A 16,846-nucleotide genomic window follows, 5' to 3' on the forward strand; every position below is an offset into this window, starting at 1 on the left:
GACGTGCGAGGCGCGGCGGGAGGCGATGAGCCTCCCGCCGCGCCCGGCTGTCAGGGGTCGTGAACCGTCAGGGGTAGCTGACCACGTTCACCGGGACGGTGGCCGTGCCCTGGGCCGCGCCGCCCGTGTCGTTGATGACGTGGGCGATCGTGCCCACGCCGCCCAGCGACACCGTGAGCAGGTCGTGGAACTTCACGCCCGACCTGTTGGGGGCCTCGAAGCCGCGCTCGGCGACGATCGAGGGGTCGGTGCTGAAGTTGCAGTAGCTGCCCATGCCCCAGGCCTCGTGGCTGGTCACGCTGTCGGCCACCTTGTAGGCGGCGTAGCCCCGGGTCGAGCCGTTCATCCAGGACGCCTGGTTGGGCGGGTCGTAGGGCAGCTCGTTCTGGAAGAAGATCGTCTTGCCGCCCTGGCCGTTCCAGATCACCTCGTACTTCTTGTAGTGCTCGACGAACAGGCCGTACGCCGTGACGTTGTTGCCGTTGACGATCAGGCCCGTGTCGGCGGGGTTGGTGTTCCAGCCCACGCCCGCGCCGTGGTCGGCCCGCCACGCCCAGATGTGGTCGATGATCGTGTTGTTGCTGTTCACCACCAGGCTGGTCGTGGCCGAGCCGGGGCCCGCGCCGCCGATCCGGAAGAACACGTCCTGGATCGAGGTGGGGTTGCCGGCGTGGCTCGCTGAGGCGCCGTCGGGGCCCACCCGCAGCAGCACCGGCGAGTTGACCGTGCCGGCGTCGAGCAGCAGACCGGCGATCTTCACGCCGTCGACGTCCGCGACGTTCATCGCGACGACCCCGTTGTCCGGGATCAGCGTGGCGTAGCCGAGCCCGAGGACCACCGTGTCCGCCCGGGTGACGTTGAGCGTCTGGTTGAGGTGGTAGACGCCCGGCGTGAACAGCAGGTTGAGGCCCTGGCTCAGCGCCTGGTTGAGCGTGGCGGCGCTGTCGGACGGCTTGGCGACGTAGAACTGCGTCAGCGGGATCGACGTGCCGGGGGTCGCGCCGTTCGCCCAGCTCACGCCGCTGGAGTTCGTCCGCAGCGACGGGACGAAGACGCGGTAGGCACCGCCCGAGTCCACGTACAGGTACGGCTTCTCCCGGGTGACGGGGCTGGTCGCGAGCGTCGTGTACGGCGGGTTCGGGAAGCTCTGCGCCGGAGCGCCGACGACGCCGGAGAACACCATGTTCCAGACGCCGTTGGTCCAGCCGCCGATGGTGCTGTCGCGGGTGAACCACTGCTGCTGGGAGTACGGGCCGACCGTGCCGTCGATCTTGCTGTCGGCGATGTAGCCGCCGCTGGCCCAACCGTACCCGTTGGGGGCGAGGTTCAGCCCGCCGCGCACGTGGATCCGCCGGAACGGCGCGGCCTGGGCCACGGCCCACCTGTCGGTGCCGTTGACCGGGACGACGGCCAGGTTCTCCGCCGACCGCCAGAAGTTCTGGGTGGCGTTGCCGTTGAACCACCCGGCGTCGACGGTGATGTCCCCGTTGATCGTCACGTTGTCGGGCGACTGGCCGAGACCGGCGATCGAGGTGTAGAAGCCGATCTGGGCGTTCAGGCCGCTGTAGTTGCCCGGCTTGAACAGCAGCGCGTAGCGCTGGCTGCCGAACTGGTTCGACTCCTGCTGCTTGAAGATGGTGTCGAGCGTGCTCTGGATGCTCGCGCTCGACATCGACGGGTCGAAGACCTTCACGTTCGGCCCGAGGTCGCCGCCGCCCGGGAGATTGGGGCCGCCGTTGTCACCGCCGCCGGTGGTGTTGACGGCGAACTCCCAGAGCGAGTAGCCGTACGCCGTGGCGCGGGTGAGCCCGTACATCCGGATGTAGCGGCCGGTCGCCGTCAGGTCGAGCGACTGCGTCCCGCTGGCGCCGTTCACCGTCGCGGTCGCGTCCGACCAGGCCGAACCGTCCGGCGAGACCTGGATCTTGAACGTCTGCGCGCGGGCGGCCTCCCAGTTCAGGATCACCTTGCAGATCTGCTGCGAGCTGCCGAGATCCACCTGGATCCACTGCGGGTCGCTGAACGCGCTCGACCACCGGGTGCCGGTGTCGCCGTCGAACGCGGCCGACGCCGGGGACGCGGCGTTCTCGGTGGAGGAGGCCGACGACGGCCTGCCCTGCGCGACGTTCGCGGTGCCGCAGGTGGTCCCTCCGCCCGAGGCGACGTTGACGGCGAACTCCCAGAGCGAGTAGCCGTACGCCGTGGCCCTGGTCAGCCCGTACATCCGGACGTAGCGGCCGGTCGCCGTCAGGTCGAGGGACTGCGTCCCGCTCGCGCCGTTCACCGTCGCGGTCGCGTCCGACCAGGCCGAACCGTCCGGCGACACCTGGATCTTGAACGTCTGCGCGCGGGCGGCCTCCCAGTTGAGCACGACCCGGCAGATCTGCTGCGAGCTGCCCAGGTCCACCTGGATCCACTGCGGGTCGCTGAACGCGCTCGACCACCGGGTGCCGGTGTCGCCGTCGAACGCGGCCGACGCCGGGGACGCGGCGTTCTCGGTGGAGGAGGCCGACGACGGCCTGCCCTGCGCGACGTTGGTCGTGCCGCAGGCCGCCGCCGCGGCGCTGTAGGTGGCGGGGACGACGCCGGTCACGGCCGCGAAGGTCGACAGCGCGACGAGCCCGGCGGCGACCAGGCCGGAACGTCCGCGCCGCCTGCGCGGTCGTCCGGGCGCGGGGTGAGGCGGGGAGGATGGAGGCATACACGTCTCCTTGATGCGGAGCCCCTCGGGCGAGGGTTCGGGGGATGAGAGAGGTCCAGCGGCATGAGCGTGCGCTCCCCGCTCCGCTTATGTCAATACTTAGTTCACGCTCAGAAATATCTATTGACTGTTTCTGTAACAGTGATGGTAATCTCCCTTGGAGAGCGCTCTCCAAGCGTTGGACCTGACCGATTCGCCACCCGCCGGGTCACCCCCTCCCGGCCGCCGCGCCCTCCCCCATGCTCGCGGCGCCGTCCACGGGACGCTCCGGTGTGCGGCCCGCGGGCGCGAATCGGTCTCCACCTGAGCAGGGAGACCGATGTCGAACGTGCCGAGGACGTCCGTCGCCATCGGTCGCGTGCGCGCTCTTCCAGCGCGGCTTGCCGTGTCGTCAGCCGGCGGCGGTGATCCTGGCCACCTGCGGCGCGTTCAGGAACTCCTCCAGGACCAGCGTGGCGGCCCCCAGCGCGACCGCGTCGGGGCCGAGGCGGCCCAGGACGATCGACGTCGCGGCGTACGGCTCGGCCAGCGAGTTGGCGGCGGTGGCGCGGCGGATGTCGGGCAGCAGGCTCTCCCCGAGCTGGACCCCCACCCAGCCGCCGATCACGATCTTCTCGGGGTTGATCAGGTTGACCAGGTTGGCCAGGCCGACGCCCAGGTAGGTGACGGTCTCCTCGACCACGGGGGACTTCGAGGCCAGCACACCCGCGAGGTCCTCCTCCCAGTCGCCCCCCGAGGTGACGCCCGCCCGGTCGAGGATGGCCTCGATCCCGACGTACGCCTCCAGGCAGCCGCGCCCGCCGCAGCGGCAGGGCCGCCCGTTCGCCACGATCTTCGTGTGGCCCCACTCCCCGGCGCTGCTGCTGACCCCGCGGAACGTGGTGCCGTCGGCCACGATGGTCGCGCCCACCCCCACGCCGAGCAGCACGATGACCGCTTCCGAGGCGCCCCGGCCCGAGCCGAACCACAGCTCGGCCTGGCCCATCGTCTTGGCGCCGTTGTCCACGTACAGCGGGAGCGAGGTCCCGCGGCGCAGGAGCGCTCCAAGCGGAACGCCGTCCCAGTCGAAGGTCTTGGCGTGGATGACGCCGTCGGCGCCCGGTTCGACGATGCCCGGAACCCCCACGCCGATGCCGAGCACCTGCTCGGGGGACACCCCCGCGTCCGACAGCACGACCTCGACCCCCGCGAGGATGTGCCGGGCGACCAGCTCGGGGTCGTGGCGGGCCGGCCGCAGCATGTAGTCCACCTTGGCCCGCTCGGTCATCTCCAGGTCGAACAACCCGACCCGGACGTGCGTCTCCGCCACGTCGACGCCGACCGCGAAGCCGTACTCGGGGTTGACACGCAGCAGCACGCGGGGCCGGCCGCCGTCGGACTCCACCTGGCCCGCCTCGACGACGATGTTCTCGCCCAGCAGGTCGGCGGTCATCGTGCTGACCGTGGCGGCGCTCAGGCCGGTGCGGGCGGTGAGGTCGTTGCGGCTGGTCGGGCCGGAGAAGTAGAGCGTGCGCAGCAACACGGCCCGGTTGCCTCTGCGGATGTCCCGTACCGTCCTGCGCTGAGGCCTCGCCATGACCACCCTCCCCGTCGCGACACGGTCATCTTAGTTCAGAGGCGAAAACAAGCACCTCCGCCCTCCTCCAGCGCTATACGGTCGCAGCTCCCGGTTACCCGCCCATTAAGCCCGCGTGTCTTCCCCGCCCTCCTTCCGACCTTGAACCAACCCGTTCCTTGAGCCATGTCTCGCAGCACACGCCGGAACCCGCCGGGCGGGGCGCGTCTGTGCCGAACTCGGCCTTCACCGGCGGGCTGCGTCCGCGTCAGCACAGGGCGGTGGCTGCGTGCAGGTCGCCGAGGGTTCGGCGCGCGACCTCACCGAAGTCGTCGCCGTCGGTCGTGTCGCTCCAGCGTTCGTAGGCGATTTTCAGGGCGAGCGCGCCCAGCGCCGCGGCCACGTACGCGGTCAGGCCGGGCACTCCGCGCCGCCTGAGCGCGTCGGTCATCGACGCGGTGAGACCGAGGCCCTTCAGCGCCTCGCGTTCCTGCAGTTCCGGGTGGGCGGCGATCACCGCCTGCCTGCGGGCGCCGAATTCGCGGCGGTCGGGTGTGAAGGCTTCCCTCCCGACCGCGTCGAGAGCATTCGCCACCGCTTCCAACGGCGTGGCGGTCGCCGGCGCCTCGGCGATTCCCCTGACGAGCAGCCCGGCCATCGTGTCCCCACCGAAGAGCACCTCCCGTTTGTCCGGGAAGTGCCGGAAGAAGGTGCTCTTCGTCAGCCCCGCACGCTCCGCGATCTCGATCACGGTCGTGTTCTCGTAGCCCCGCTCCTCGAAGAGTTCGAGGGCGGCGAGGACGAGTCGCTCCGATGCGTTGGGCTGCCAGCGGGCCATGAGAACAGTGTACGGAACTTGGTCCCATCATTCATGTATGGTGATGGGACCAAGTCCCATCAGTCGGTCCGTTGGAGGCCCCCATGAGTCGAGCCGTCGTCTATGAGACGTTCGGAGGTCCCGAGGTATTGGAGCTGCGAGACGTTCCGGAGCCGCACGCCGGCCCGGGCGAGGTGCGCGTCCGCGTGACCGCCGCGGGCCTCAACCCGATGGACTGGATCATCTCCTCGACCCCCCAGGCGGCGGCGGTGTTCGGTGTCACCCTGCCGTCCGGCTTCGGGTACGACTTCGCCGGCGTCGTCGACGAGGTCGGAGCCGGCGTCGACGGTTTCGCCGTGGGTGATCGCGTATACGGAGGCGCGATGGCGAAGGCCGCCGCCGACTTCCTCGTGATGAAGGCTCCGGAGCCCGGAGCGCTGTTCCACACGCCGGACGGCATCGGCGACGAGGTGGCGGCCACGCTTCCGGTGGCCGGCCTGACCGCCGCCGCCGCTCTGGACGCGATCGGCCTGCGGTCCGGTGACACCGTCCTGGTCGGCGGCGCCGCCGGTGGCGTGGGCGTGTTCGCCGTACAGCTCGCGAGGCTCGCCGGCGCCAGAGTGATCGGGACCGCGTCGGAGAGCACGTTCGAGTTCCTGCGGCGGCTGGGCGCCGAGCCCGTGGCATACGGCCCGGGGCTCGCGGACCGGGTGCGGACGCTGGCACCCGATGGTGTGACCGCCGCGACGGACCTGTTCGGCACCGAGACGGCCGAGACCGCGCTCGCACTCGGCGTGCCGCCTGCGCGGATCTCCACGATCGCCGCCGGCCCGAACCCTCCCGGCGGCGTGCGCGCGACCGGAGGCGAGCAGGCCGGACCGGCCGACCTGGAGCGGATCACCGACGCGATCCTCGCCGGCACGATCACCGTGCCCATCGCCGCGGCGTTCCCGATCGAGCGGATCCGCGACGCCGTCGCGCTGCAGGCCGGACGCCACGTCCACGGCAAGATCGTGGTCACGCTGTGACCATCAAGCGGGGACCATCAGGCGCGGGCGGCTGCGAGCTCCTTCATGAGGGCCTCGACGAGGGCGGCGGCGGGGAGGTCGCGGCAGCGGCGGTATCCCCTGCCGCACCACAGGGCCATCGCCTCGGGGTCGCCGTGCTCAGCCGCCGCCCGGCGCAGTCCCTTCGTCAGGTGGTGCACCTGCGGGTAGCACGCGGGCGCCGACGCCTCGTGCTCGGCCATGAACCGGTTGGCCAGGCCGCGCGCCGTACGCCCGGAGAAGGCCCGGGTGAACGCGGTGCGGGTGAACCGGGGATCGGCGAGGGCGGCCTTGTGCACGGGATGCGTCCCGCTCTCCGGGGTGCGCAGGAACGCGGTGCCGAGTTGCGCGGCGACCGCGCCCGCGGCGAGGACGGCGGCCACGTCCGCGCCGTCCATGATCCCCCCGGCGGCCACGAGCGGCACCCTGGTCGCCTCCCGCACGACGGCCACCAGCTCCGGCAGGTCGTCGGGAGCCTCCCAGGAGGGCGGCGGGGAGAGGAAGGCCGCCTGGTGCCCGCCCGCTCCGGGGCTCTGGACGATCACGGCGTCGGCGCCGGCCTCGGCCGCCGCGACCGCCTCCCACGGGGTGTTCACCATGATCATGACCACGGTCCCGGCCTCGTGGAGGCGGGCCGTCACCTCGGGCGGCGGGCAGCCGAAGGTGAAACCCGCCACCGGCACCCGTTCGTCCACCAGCACGTCGATCTTGGCGTCCCACTCGTCGTCGTCCCATGCGGGGGCCTCCGGAAGCGTCACGCCGTACCGCTCGGCCTCGGGGGCGAGCTCGTCGCGATAGCGGGCCACCGCCGCGGCGTCGCCCTGCTCCTCCCCGCCGGCCTCGAAATCCGGGACGGCCCCGAAATCGGGGACGAAGACGCTCACACCGAACGGCCGGTCCGTCCGCTCGCGCACCGCCGCGATCTCCCGGCGCACGTCCTGCGCCGTGCGGTAGCCCGCCGCGAGGAACCCGAGGCCGCCCGCCCCGGATACCGCCGCCGCCAGTGCCGGGGTGGATCCGCCGCCCGCCATGGGCGCCTGGATGATCGGGCTCGACGGCCCGAAGGGAAGGACGCGACCGGTCACGGGACCTCCTCACTCGTCTGGACAGCAGCGTAGAACGCGGTCGACGAGCGCTCCTGCGGCCCCCGTGTACTCGGCGGGGTCGAACAGCCGGGCCAGGTCCAGCCCCTCGGGCATGGGCAGGAGTTCCTCAAGCACCTCGGCCACGGGGCGCCCGGACGCGGCGGCGGCCGCGGACGCCTCCCCGAGCAGCCGCTTGGCGGTGCCCTTCCCCAGGACGGGCGCGAGCACGGCCGCCGCCCGTTCCGTGACGGTCAGGCTGCCGGTGAGCGCGAGGTTGGCCCGCATGCGCTCGGGAAACACGACCAGCCCCTCGGCCAGCTCGGCCGTCACGGCGGCGGCCCCGCCGACCAGCCGCAGGCACTCGCGCAGCGGCTGCCACTCGGCGTGCCAGGCGCCCGCGGGCCGTTCGTCCTCGGCGAGCAGGCACTGCCCGAGGCTCGCGGCGAGCGCTGGCACCTGGACCGCCGCCGACCGGACGAGGGTGGCGAGGACCGGGTTGCGCTTGTGCGGCATCGCCGACGACACGCCCCGGCCGGGGGCGGCCGGCTCCACGACCTCGGCCACCTCGGTGCGCGACAGCGACTGCACGTCCACCGCGATCTTCCCGAGCACCCCCGAGGCGAGGGCCAGCGCCCCGGCGAGGTCGGCGATCGGGATCCGCAGGACGTGCCAGGGGACCACCGGCTCGGCCAGCCCCACCTCGGCGGCGAACGCGGCGATCAGCCGCTCCGGGTACGCCTCCAGGTCGGGCAGCCCGGCGATCCGCGCGTACTCCACGTAGCCCGCCAGCGTGCCTGCCGCGCCGCCGAGCTCGGCCGGCAGCTCCGCGCGCACCCGGCGCAGCCGCACCAGGGCGGCCTGTACGGCGTGCAGCCACCCAGCCGCCTTCAGGCCGAACGTGGTGGGCACCGCCTGCTGGGTCAGCGTGCGGCCCGGCATGAGCGTGTCGCGGTGCCGCGCCGCGAGCCCCGCGAGCGCGGTCGCGGCCCGGTCCAGGTCTGCGGTGATCAGATCGAGGGTGCGGGCGGCCACCAGCATGGCGGCCGTGTCCATGATGTCCTGGCTCGTCGAGCCGCGGTGCACGTATTCTGCCGCGGCCGGGTCCACCACCGCCACGGCGGCCGTCAGGTCCTCGACCAGCGCCACGACGGGGTTGGCCGCCTCGCGGGCGCGCAGGGCCAGGGCCGCCAGGTCGAGGCCGCCCGCCTCCGCCACCTTGCCGATCGTCTCCGCGGCCTCCATCGGGACGACCCCCAACCGGGCCTGCGCGCGGACCAGGGCGGCCTCCGCGTCGAGCATCGCGCGCAGCCACGCGCCGTCGCCGGTCGCACGCTCCGCCGCCGAACCCACCCGGACCGGGGACAGCAGGCCCAGATCGAGGTCACCGCCCAGCTCGTTCATCGCACACCCGCCCAGGTCGGGCCGAAGGAGGCGGCGAGAGCCGTACGGGGTCCGGCGACCATGTGCGGGACGCGGCGGCGGGCCGGGAGGGCCCGGGCGGGCGTCAGGGCGAGGACGCTGCGGGCGATGGCGTCGGAGTCGCCCAGGATCACGGAGTTCACCCCCGGCCGCACGCCCGCGGCCGTCACCCAGTGGACCGACTCGGTGGGCACGCCGTACGCGAACCGCCGCGAGTGGGCCCGTCCGTCCGCGTCCAGAAGGCGGTAGGGCCGGCGGGTCACCGCCAGGCCGCCCGTCTCGTGGCCGGTGTCGCCACGCTGGCCGCCGATCACGTACGCCCGGCACTGGCCGGTCCGCAGCAGGTGGCGCAGCAGGGGGTCGGCCGTGCGCCGCAGGTCGATCTCGGGCAGCCGCGCCTCGACGAGCACCCTGGCTCGTACGGCGGAGCCCGGCACGGCGGCCGACTCGGCCTCGAAGACGCCGTCGCGGGCGTGCACCCGCATGTCGGGGCCGATGACGGTGAGCACACCGGCCTCGATGAGCGCGATCATCTGCTCCACCCGCTCGGCCGGCGGCCCGATGGACAGGAACGCGTTGAGCGGCGTGTACCACCGGTCGAGGTCGTCGCGGTGGGAGCGTCCGGTGAGCCCGCCGTGGTCGACCACCTGCCTGACCTCGTTGCGCAGGTCGCGCAGCACGTCGAGGGCGGCCTTCAACGGCCCGCTCACGTTGCCCGCGCGGGCCTGCGTCAGGTCGGTGCGCAGATAGGCGGTCAGCCACTCGCGCCAGTCGTCCGGCCCGGTGAAGCCGATCCCCCGGTAGGGCTCGGCCACGCTCTCCCAGTCCCACCGGACCGCCGGGCCGATGCCGAAGGCGTCGAGCACCATGGCCTCCCCGGGGTCGCCCCAGGAGTGGGCGAGGTAGGCGGCGCGGAAGCGGCCCGCCACACACTCGCACTCCCGCCGCGCCAGCAGGGTGGCGTAGTAGACGGTCTCCACCTCCTTGGCGATCAGCGGCCACAGGTCGGCGCGGAAGTCGAGCCCGCCGCGGGCGGCCGAGCGCGCGGCCAGCGATGCGATCCTGCCCGGCGTGAGCAGCAGCGGCTCGTGCCTGCCCTCGACGCCCTTCTCGTTCTCGCCCCGCGACTGGTAGGGGATGCCCCGGCGCGATCCGGCGTACAGGCGGGGCTCGTGGCCGGAGGGCCGATAGACGAGGCGGCCCGCCTCCCCCCGCTCGAACCGGCCGCCGCGCCCGATCGTCAGCAGCGCCATGTGGTCGAAGAAGTTGAGCCCGAGGCCGCGCAGCAGCACCGCCTCTCCCGGCCGCACGTCGCTCAGGTCGACGTCGGCGGGGTTGGCGGGCGGCACGTGGACCAGGCCGTGGGCGGCGGCGTACGCGGCGGCCTCCCGCTCGGCGTCCGTGGGCTCGACCGGCAGGTGCCCCTGCGCCAGGACCACCGCGTCGAGCGCGCCGAGCACGGTGCCGTCCTCAAGCACCACCCGCTGCGCGCCGGTGCCGGGCACGTCGTCGAGCGCGGTCGCACGGGTGGCGTGCACCCGCACCTCCACCTGCCGGGGCGCCCGCGCGACCACCCGCTCGAACACCCAGCGCAGGTAGCGGCCGTAGAAGGCGCGGGTGGGGTAGGTGTCGGGCCCGAGCCGCCGCGCCTCGGCGAGCACGTCCTCTTCGACGCCGTCCGGGAAGAGCACCAGGTGGCGCGCCCACTCGTACAGGCTCGGGCCGGTCTCCAGCGGGCCCCGGATGTCGACGCTGGGGTCGGTGAAGAGCGTGACCTGCGAGGCGACGGTGTTCATCAGCAGCTGGCCCGGCTGGTCGGTGCGCCACACCTGGCCCGCGCCCGGCGGATAGGGATCCACGACGTGCACCAGGACGCGTGCCCGCGGCGGCAGCCGCCGCGCGTTCGCGCACAGTCGCTCGATCACCGACATCCCGCGCGGCCCCGCTCCGATCACGCACACCTCGAACGGCCGGGTCGATCGTGTTGTGGTCATCCGCTCCTCCAGTTCCCCTCGGGTCGTGAGTCGAGGATGCGGGAGCGGAGCCTTCGTGAGGTATGTCACATTTGGCGAGGTGGTGTTAAGCATTGCTTCATGCACGATGTGACGCGCCTCGCGGCGCTTGTGGCGGTCGCCGAGGCCGGTTCGATCACCCGGGCCGCCACCCGTCTCGGCTACACGCCGCCCGCACTGTCGCAACAGATCGCGAAGCTGGAGCGGGAGGCGGGAGCCACACTCGTGATCCGGCACCGTCGCGGCGCCACGCTCACGGCGGCGGGCGAGCTGCTGGTGGAGCACGCCCGGCGGGTGCTCGACGAGCTGGAACGGGCCCGGCACGGCCTGGCCGCGCTCGCCGGCCTGTCCGGCGGGCACATCACGATCGGCACGTTCACCACCGCCGGCATCCACCTGCTGCCGCCGGTCCTCGCGGCGTTCCGGCGGGCTCACCCCGCCGTGGAGGTGAATGTGAGGGAGTACGAACCGCCGTCAGGGCTGCCCGCGCTGGCCGCGGGCGAGGCGGATCTCGTGCTCACGCACACCTACGAGCATCAGCCCGCCCCCGCGCTGCCCTCCGGGGTCGCCGTCGAGGCGCTGCTGGTGGAGGAGCTGGTGCTGGTGGCCGCCCCCGGGCACGCGCTCACCGATCCGGCGGAGCCGCTGCCGTGGCCCGAGCTCGCCGGCCGGCCGCTGATCAGCGGCTCGCGTGGGCTGGCCAACCGGGAGGCCCTCGAGGCGCTGTTCCGCCGCGAGGGGCTCGCGCCGCCCATTGTGGCGTACGAGACGGCCAACTACGGCATGTCGTGCGCTCTCGCCAGCGGGGGCATGGGCCTCGCCCTCGTGCCGGGGACCGTGGCCGAGCTGGCGGAAAACCCCCTCAGCGTACGGCGGCTCGCCCCGCCGGGCCTGCACCGGACGATCAGCCTGGCCAGGCGGTCCGACGACAGGTCTCCCGCGCTGGCGACCATGCGTTCGCTGTTCAGGAGCACGCGCAAGGCGGCGCCCCGGCGGCCCCCGGAGGAGCCGCCGAGGTGAGGGGCGCCGGTCAGTCGAATTCGGGGTCGGTGTTACGGCTGCGCTTGATCTCGTAGAAGTACGGGAACTTCGCCATGGCGACGGCGCCGTCGAAGATGCGGGCCGCCTCCTCCCCCCGCGGGATGCGGGTCATCACCGGGCCGAAGAACGCCACGCCGTCGATGTGGATCGTAGGGGTGCCCACCTCGTCGCCGACCGGGTCCATGCCCTCGTGGTGCATCCGGCGCAGGGCCTCGTCGTACTCGTCGGTGCCGGCGGCGTCGGCCAGCTCGACCGGCAGCCCGACCTCGGCGAGCGCCTCCTTGGCCACGACCCCGTAGTCCTTGTTGTCCTGGTTGTGGATGCGGGTGCCCATCGCGGTGTACAGGTCGCGCAGCACGCCCTCACCGTGGTGCTGCGCGGCGGCGATGCACACCCGGACCGGGCCCCGCCACCTGGGCACCGCCTCTCGGTAGAAGTCGGACAGGTCCTCCTTGCCCTCGTTGAGCACGGAAAGACTCATCACCCGGAACCGCAGGTCGATGTCGCGCTGCTTCTCGACCTCCAGAATCCACCGCGACGTGACCCACGCGAACGGGCAGACGGGGTCGAAGTAGAAGTCCACTCGGGGACGGCTGCCCGCTCCGGCCTGGTCGGCGGCGCTGTCGATGTCGCTCATGAAACTCTCCTGACGAATGGGGTCGGGGGATCGGGGGGCCGGTTTCGCGAGCGTATCCAATGGCAGGAGGGCCACGACACCGGACTCGCCCCCTCAAATCAGGACCGGTTCCCCTCATTTCCAGTCAATCGGTGGCGTTCTCGCCTGCCGGGCTCTCTAGGGTGTCCTCGTGACCGAGATCCGCGAGAAGGCCGTGGCCCTGCGGGCGCTCCACGTGCCCGGCGAGCCCGTCGTGCTGCCCAACGCCTGGGACGCCGCGTCGGCGCGCGCCGTCGAGGCGGCGGGCTTCCCCGCCGTCGCCACCGGCAGCGCGTCCGTCGCCGCCGCCCTGGGCTACGAGGACGGGCAGGACACGCCGGTGGACGAGATGTTCGCGGCCGTGGCCCGTATCGCCCGGGCCGTCGCGGTCCCCGTGACCGCCGACGTCGAGCGCGGCTACGGCCTGGAGCCCGCCGAACTCGTCGAACGGCTCGCCGCCGCGGGCGCCGTGGGCTGCAACCTGGAGGACTCCGACCCGGCGACCGGAGCGCTGATCGACCCCGGTGAGCAGGCGGACTTCCTGGCCGCCGTACGGGCGGCGGCGGCCGAGGCCGGCACCGACCTCGTGATCAACGCCCGGGTGGACACCTTCATCCACGGCTCGGGGCCCCCCGGCGAGAGGCTCGCGGAGGCGCTCGACCGGGGCGGCCGCTACCTCGCGGCCGGCGCCGACTGCGTCTACCCGATCCTCGCGAGCGACCCCGAGGTGATCGGCACCCTCGCGCGGGAGATCGGCGGCCCGATCAACGTGCTGTTCCGGCCCGGCGTGCCGGCCATCCGCGATCTCGCGGCGCTCGGCGTGGCCAGGGTCAGCTTCGGTCCCGGCATCCACCGCGCGGCCCAGGCGTTCACGGCCCGCATGCTCGACGCGATCGCCCGGGGGGACGACCCCTTCCCGCCCGCCTGACCCCGCAGGCCGGCCTACATCTCGCCGTACGACCAGCCCGACCAGCGCTCGACCCGGACGAGGATCGCGGGCCCGGCCGGGGGACGCTCGCGATACTGGGCGTACTTGCGCACCAGCCACGCCACGGCCCGCTCGCGCTCGTCGCCGCCCTCCACGACGCGGGCGTGCCCGTCGGCGCGCACCCACCACAGCCGTTCCCAGTCGTCCTCGTAGTGGTCGGCCAGCAGGCAGACGCGGGGATCGTCGCGGATGTCGCGCAGCCGCCGCAGGTCGGTGGTGGCCTTCGGCTTGTGGTCCACCGCCGTCACCACGGTGCCCTTCTCACCGTCCCGCAGCACGGCGAACGTGACCGGGACGAGCCGCGGCGCGCCCCCGGCTCCGGCGGTCGCGAGGCGGGCCACCGGGGCCGCGGCGAACAGTTCGCGCGCCCGCCCCTCGGGCATTCTCACCGGCCCAGTCTACGAAGAGTGAGCCTCCGGTCGCGCCCCAGGCACGCTTGATCGTCTTTGTACGGCGGCCTATGGTGTCCGCCATGGAGGCATCTGAGTTACTCGAGCGAGCCCGCTCGCGCGCATCCGACCCCGAAAACCCCCTGGAAGTCCTGTCCGCCGCGATCGCCCTGTGCCGGGACCTGTCCGGCGAACCGGGCGGCGAGGTGGACACCCTGCTCGATCTCGCGGTGAGCCGGGCCCGTGAGGCCGGCGCGTCCTGGACCGCCATCGGTGAGCGGTTCGGGTACATCAGGCGGAGCTCGCGCAGGCGCTTCACGCCCGCCTTCGCCCACCGGCACCTGGTCAACCGCCGCATGAAGCGCGAGGCCGCCTGCTCCTTCTGCCGCAGGCCGCCGGGCCCGCGCGTCCACATGGTCCACGGCGAGGGCGGGCGCATCTGCGACCGCTGCGTGGCACTGGCCGGCGACATCGTCGCCGGGCTGGCCCGCCGCGGCCGCTGACGCGCGTCAGGTGACGGTGAGCCGCCGCGCGTAGCGCTCGTCCCGCCACAGCTCCTCGCGGAGCACCTCGGCCAGCGCCGTCGCCGCGTCGTGCACGTCGGCATAGCGCAGGTACAGCGGGGCGAAGCCGAAACGGACGAAGTCCGGCTCGCGGTAGTCGCCCACCACCCCCCGGTCCGCGAGCGCGCGCACCACGGGGTAGCCCTGCGGGTGAAGGTAGCTGACCTGGCTTCCCCGCCGCTCCGGGTCGCGCGGGGTGGCCAGGGCGAGCCCGAGCCCGGGGTCGACGAGATCGTCGAGCAGGTCGATGAACAGCGAGGTCAGGGCCACGCTCTTGGCCCTGACCTCGTCCAGGTCCACCCGCTCCCAGATGTCGAGGGACGCGTTCAGCGCGGCGTACGACAGGATCGGCGGGCTGCCCGTGGCGAAGCGGCGCACACCGGGGGCGGGGCGGTAGTGCGGTTCGAAGTCGAAGGGCGCGGCGTGGCCGTGCCAGCCCGACAGCACGTTGTGGACGGCGTCCTGGTGGCGCGGCGCGACGTACAGGTAGGCGGGGGCGCCGGGCCCGCCGTTGAGGTACTTGTAGGTGCAGCCGACGGCGAAGTCCGCCTCGCCCACCCGCACGGGCAGCGCCCCGGCGCTGTGGCACAGGTCCCAGACCATGAGCGCCCCGGCCGCCCGGACCAGCTCCGTCACCGCCGCCACGTCCCTGGCCGCCCCGGTCCGGTAGTCCACGTGCGACAGCAGCACGAGCGCGACGTCCTCGCCGAGGGCGTCCTCCAGCGAACGGCCGGCCTCGCCGATGTCCCGGATCTCGTACGCGCCGAGCGCCCGGGCGGCGCCCTCCACGACGTACCGGTCGGTGGGGAAGTTGTCGAGGTCGGAGACGATCACACGGCGGCCGGGCCGCAGCGGGAGGGCGGCCGTGACCACCTTGAAGATGTTCACCGAGGTGGAGTCGCCGGCCAGCACGTCGCCGGGGCGCGCGCCGATGAGGGGCGCGATGCGGTCGCCGGTGCTCTGCGGCATGTCCCACCAGCCGGCTGTGTTCCAGCTCGCCCCGAGATGCACCCCCCACTCGGTCTCGACCGTGTGGGCCACGCGTTCCGGCGTACGCCTCGGTAGCGCGCCGAGCGAGTTGCCCAGCAGGTAGACGACCCCGGAGGGGAGCGAGAACTCGTCCCGGAACTCCCCGAGCGGGTCCTTGGCGTCGAGGTCCTGGCATTCGGCACGGCTGAGAACCATCGGCAACTCCTTCGTCACCGCATTATGTACCGAAATATCCGATCTTGTCGTGGTCGTGATGACAGAGCGTTCCTGGTGTCGGTAATACCGGAAGGGACCGTTCCACGGATGCGGACGGCTATAACCCCCAGAGATCGCCACATCGGCACGATCAGCCAAAAGTAAGCACAAGACGCACCCAAGACTCTGTGCGATCGTGGACAAGACGGGGCAAGTTCTCTGGAGACGCCAAACCCCCGTTGGTGACAGAGGGTGATCAAACGTGACGGAATCCCCGTCGGTGCATCACGAGTCCCCGATCTATCGCCGCATCGCCGACCGGCTGCGCGATCAGATCCTGTCCGGAGCACTCGGTGACGGCGACCGGCTACCGGGCGAGAACGCGCTCATGAAGGAGCACGGCGTCGCACGGGCCACCGCGCGGCAGGCGCTCGCCGTGCTGATCAACGAAGGGCTCGCCGTGCCGAAGCGGGGATCGGGCGTCTATGTGCGGCTGTTCCGCCCCATCCGCCGCCACGGGTCCCGCCGGCTCTCGCGGGAGCAGTGGGCCCAGGGCCTGGCCATCTGGGACTCCGACACCCGGGGCCGGTCGTACGTCGTGGACGAGGTGACCATCCTGCGCGAGCCGGCGAGCGAGCAGGTCGCCCGGGTGCTCGGCACCGGCGAGGTGTGGGTGCGCCGCCGCCGCTACTCGGTGGACGGCCGTCCGGTGCAGCTCGCGGCCTCCCACTTTCCCGCCGACCTCGTGGAGGGCACGGCGGTCGTCCTGCCCGACACCGGTCCGGGCGGGGTGTACGCCCGGCTGGGCGAGCTCGGCCGGCCTCCCGTCCACTTCAGCGAGGAGGTGCGGGCGCGGATGCCGCTGCCCGGGGAGGCCGAGTCGCTGAGCCTTCCGGCCGGCACGCCGGTGATCTCCGTCACCCGGGTGGCCTTCGCGGAAGGGGGCATGCCGGTCGAGGTCAACGAGATGATCCTGGACGCGGCGTCGTATGTACTCCAGTACGACTTCGACGCCTAGGTCAAGAGGCAACGTTGACCTGACCATCCCGATCATTGATTTCTCTAGAGATGTCCCGCACCTTGAGGAGGAGACGTCAAGAACACCCGGGCATACGGCGAGGGAAGGTGTGCGGATGTCCTTGGACCGACGCCTCGCCGAGATCGCCCGGGAGTTTCCTGAGTGGACGATCTGGCGGAGTGACGCGGGCCGGTGGTGGGCGACCCGGCACCACCCGCTCACCTCGGCGCAGCGGGCGGCGGGATGCGCGATGACCATCGACGCCGACGAGCCCGACGGACTGCGTGAGCTGCTGCGCGAGCAGGAGGCACGCGCCGCCGATCCATGAGCGCGGAAGCCCCCGACCCGATCGGGGGCGGGGGCTTCCGCTAC

At 72.7% G+C, this 16,846-nt stretch carries 15 protein-coding genes; 6 read left to right on the forward strand and 9 right to left on the reverse strand.

The features are described from left to right. Positions 1-67 precede the first annotated feature (67 nt). The 3 genes from FLW16_RS36410 to FLW16_RS36420 all read right to left on the reverse strand — a co-directional run bounded on the left by FLW16_RS36410 (position 68) and on the right by FLW16_RS36420 (position 5,094). Positions 68-2,701: a discoidin domain-containing protein gene (locus FLW16_RS36410; protein WP_142565247.1), complete on the reverse strand. Its 2,634-nt coding sequence runs from the start codon at positions 2,699-2,701 to the stop codon at positions 68-70. A gap of 391 nt (positions 2,702-3,092) precedes the next feature. Beyond that, positions 3,093-4,277 (reverse strand): ROK family protein, encoded by a 1,185-nt coding sequence (locus FLW16_RS36415; protein ID WP_142565249.1) that lies wholly within the window; start codon positions 4,275-4,277, stop codon positions 3,093-3,095. 247 nt (positions 4,278-4,524) lie between these two features. Further along, positions 4,525-5,094 carry a TetR/AcrR family transcriptional regulator gene (locus tag FLW16_RS36420; protein ID WP_142565251.1) on the reverse strand — a complete coding sequence of 190 codons (570 nt, stop codon included), beginning with the start codon at positions 5,092-5,094 and terminating at the stop codon, positions 4,525-4,527. Positions 5,095-5,177: 83 nt separating this feature from the next. Here FLW16_RS36420 and FLW16_RS36425 point away from each other — a divergent pair, with 83 nt between their 5' ends. Next, positions 5,178-6,101 carry an NADP-dependent oxidoreductase gene (locus FLW16_RS36425; protein WP_142565253.1) on the forward strand — a complete coding sequence of 308 codons (924 nt, stop codon included), beginning with the start codon at positions 5,178-5,180 and terminating at the stop codon, positions 6,099-6,101. 17 nt (positions 6,102-6,118) lie between these two features. On the opposite strand, the gene FLW16_RS36430 is transcribed toward FLW16_RS36425, so the two are convergent. The 3 genes from FLW16_RS36430 to FLW16_RS36440 are packed head-to-tail and all read right to left on the reverse strand — an operon-like array spanning position 6,119 to position 10,617. Beyond that, positions 6,119-7,204, reverse strand: a complete 1,086-nt coding sequence (locus FLW16_RS36430) for a nitronate monooxygenase (RefSeq protein WP_312847179.1) — start codon at positions 7,202-7,204, stop codon at positions 6,119-6,121. Positions 7,205-7,213: 9 nt separating this feature from the next. Then, on the reverse strand, positions 7,214-8,605 hold the full coding sequence (gene pcaB / locus FLW16_RS36435) for a 3-carboxy-cis,cis-muconate cycloisomerase (protein WP_142565255.1): 1,392 nt from the start codon (positions 8,603-8,605) through the stop codon (positions 7,214-7,216). After that, positions 8,602-10,617 carry an FAD/NAD(P)-binding domain-containing protein gene (locus tag FLW16_RS36440; RefSeq protein WP_142565257.1) on the reverse strand — a complete coding sequence of 672 codons (2,016 nt, stop codon included), beginning with the start codon at positions 10,615-10,617 and terminating at the stop codon, positions 8,602-8,604. Before FLW16_RS36440 ends, pcaB begins: the two co-directional genes overlap by 4 nt. 99 nt (positions 10,618-10,716) lie before the next feature. Here FLW16_RS36440 and FLW16_RS36445 point away from each other — a divergent pair, with 99 nt between their 5' ends. Further along, complete coding sequence (locus FLW16_RS36445) at positions 10,717-11,655, forward strand: LysR family transcriptional regulator (protein ID WP_142565259.1); 939 nt, start codon at positions 10,717-10,719, stop codon at positions 11,653-11,655. A 10-nt stretch (positions 11,656-11,665) separates the two neighbouring features. Here FLW16_RS36445 and FLW16_RS36450 read toward each other — a convergent pair whose 3' ends face one another. Next, positions 11,666-12,313, reverse strand: coding sequence for a disulfide bond formation protein DsbA (locus FLW16_RS36450; protein WP_142565260.1), 648 nt, complete (start codon positions 12,311-12,313; stop codon positions 11,666-11,668). A 169-nt stretch (positions 12,314-12,482) separates the two neighbouring features. Here FLW16_RS36450 and FLW16_RS36455 point away from each other — a divergent pair, with 169 nt between their 5' ends. Beyond that, a complete protein-coding gene (locus tag FLW16_RS36455) occupies positions 12,483-13,259 on the forward strand; it encodes an isocitrate lyase/phosphoenolpyruvate mutase family protein (RefSeq protein WP_142565262.1) in 777 nt (258 codons plus the stop codon). A 14-nt stretch (positions 13,260-13,273) separates the two neighbouring features. Here the strand turns inward: FLW16_RS36455 and FLW16_RS36460 are convergent, their stop codons facing one another. Next, complete coding sequence (locus FLW16_RS36460; protein ID WP_139577644.1) at positions 13,274-13,702, reverse strand: TIGR03668 family PPOX class F420-dependent oxidoreductase; 429 nt, start codon at positions 13,700-13,702, stop codon at positions 13,274-13,276. 89 nt (positions 13,703-13,791) lie between these two features. Between FLW16_RS36460 and FLW16_RS36465 the strand changes: the two genes are divergently transcribed. After that, the gene (locus FLW16_RS36465; protein WP_185949749.1) at positions 13,792-14,211 is read left to right on the forward strand and encodes a ClpX C4-type zinc finger protein; all 420 of its coding nucleotides are present in this window, start codon (positions 13,792-13,794) and stop codon (positions 14,209-14,211) included. Between the two features lie 6 nt (positions 14,212-14,217). On the opposite strand, the gene kynU is transcribed toward FLW16_RS36465, so the two are convergent. Continuing rightward, positions 14,218-15,456, reverse strand: a complete 1,239-nt coding sequence (kynU, locus tag FLW16_RS36470) for a kynureninase (RefSeq protein ID WP_142565265.1) — start codon at positions 15,454-15,456, stop codon at positions 14,218-14,220. A 262-nt stretch (positions 15,457-15,718) separates the two neighbouring features. Between kynU and FLW16_RS36475 the strand changes: the two genes are divergently transcribed. Both FLW16_RS36475 and FLW16_RS36480 read left to right on the forward strand, forming a co-directional pair. Further along, positions 15,719-16,474 (forward strand): GntR family transcriptional regulator, encoded by a 756-nt coding sequence (locus FLW16_RS36475; protein ID WP_142565267.1) that lies wholly within the window; start codon positions 15,719-15,721, stop codon positions 16,472-16,474. Positions 16,475-16,589: 115 nt separating this feature from the next. Then, positions 16,590-16,802 carry a hypothetical protein gene (locus FLW16_RS36480; protein ID WP_139577594.1) on the forward strand — a complete coding sequence of 71 codons (213 nt, stop codon included), beginning with the start codon at positions 16,590-16,592 and terminating at the stop codon, positions 16,800-16,802. Positions 16,803-16,846 lie beyond the last annotated feature (44 nt).

This window comes from Microbispora sp. KK1-11 (genome assembly GCF_006874435.1).
GTDB classification, from domain to species: Bacteria; Actinomycetota; Actinomycetes; order Streptosporangiales; family Streptosporangiaceae; genus Microbispora; species Microbispora catharanthi.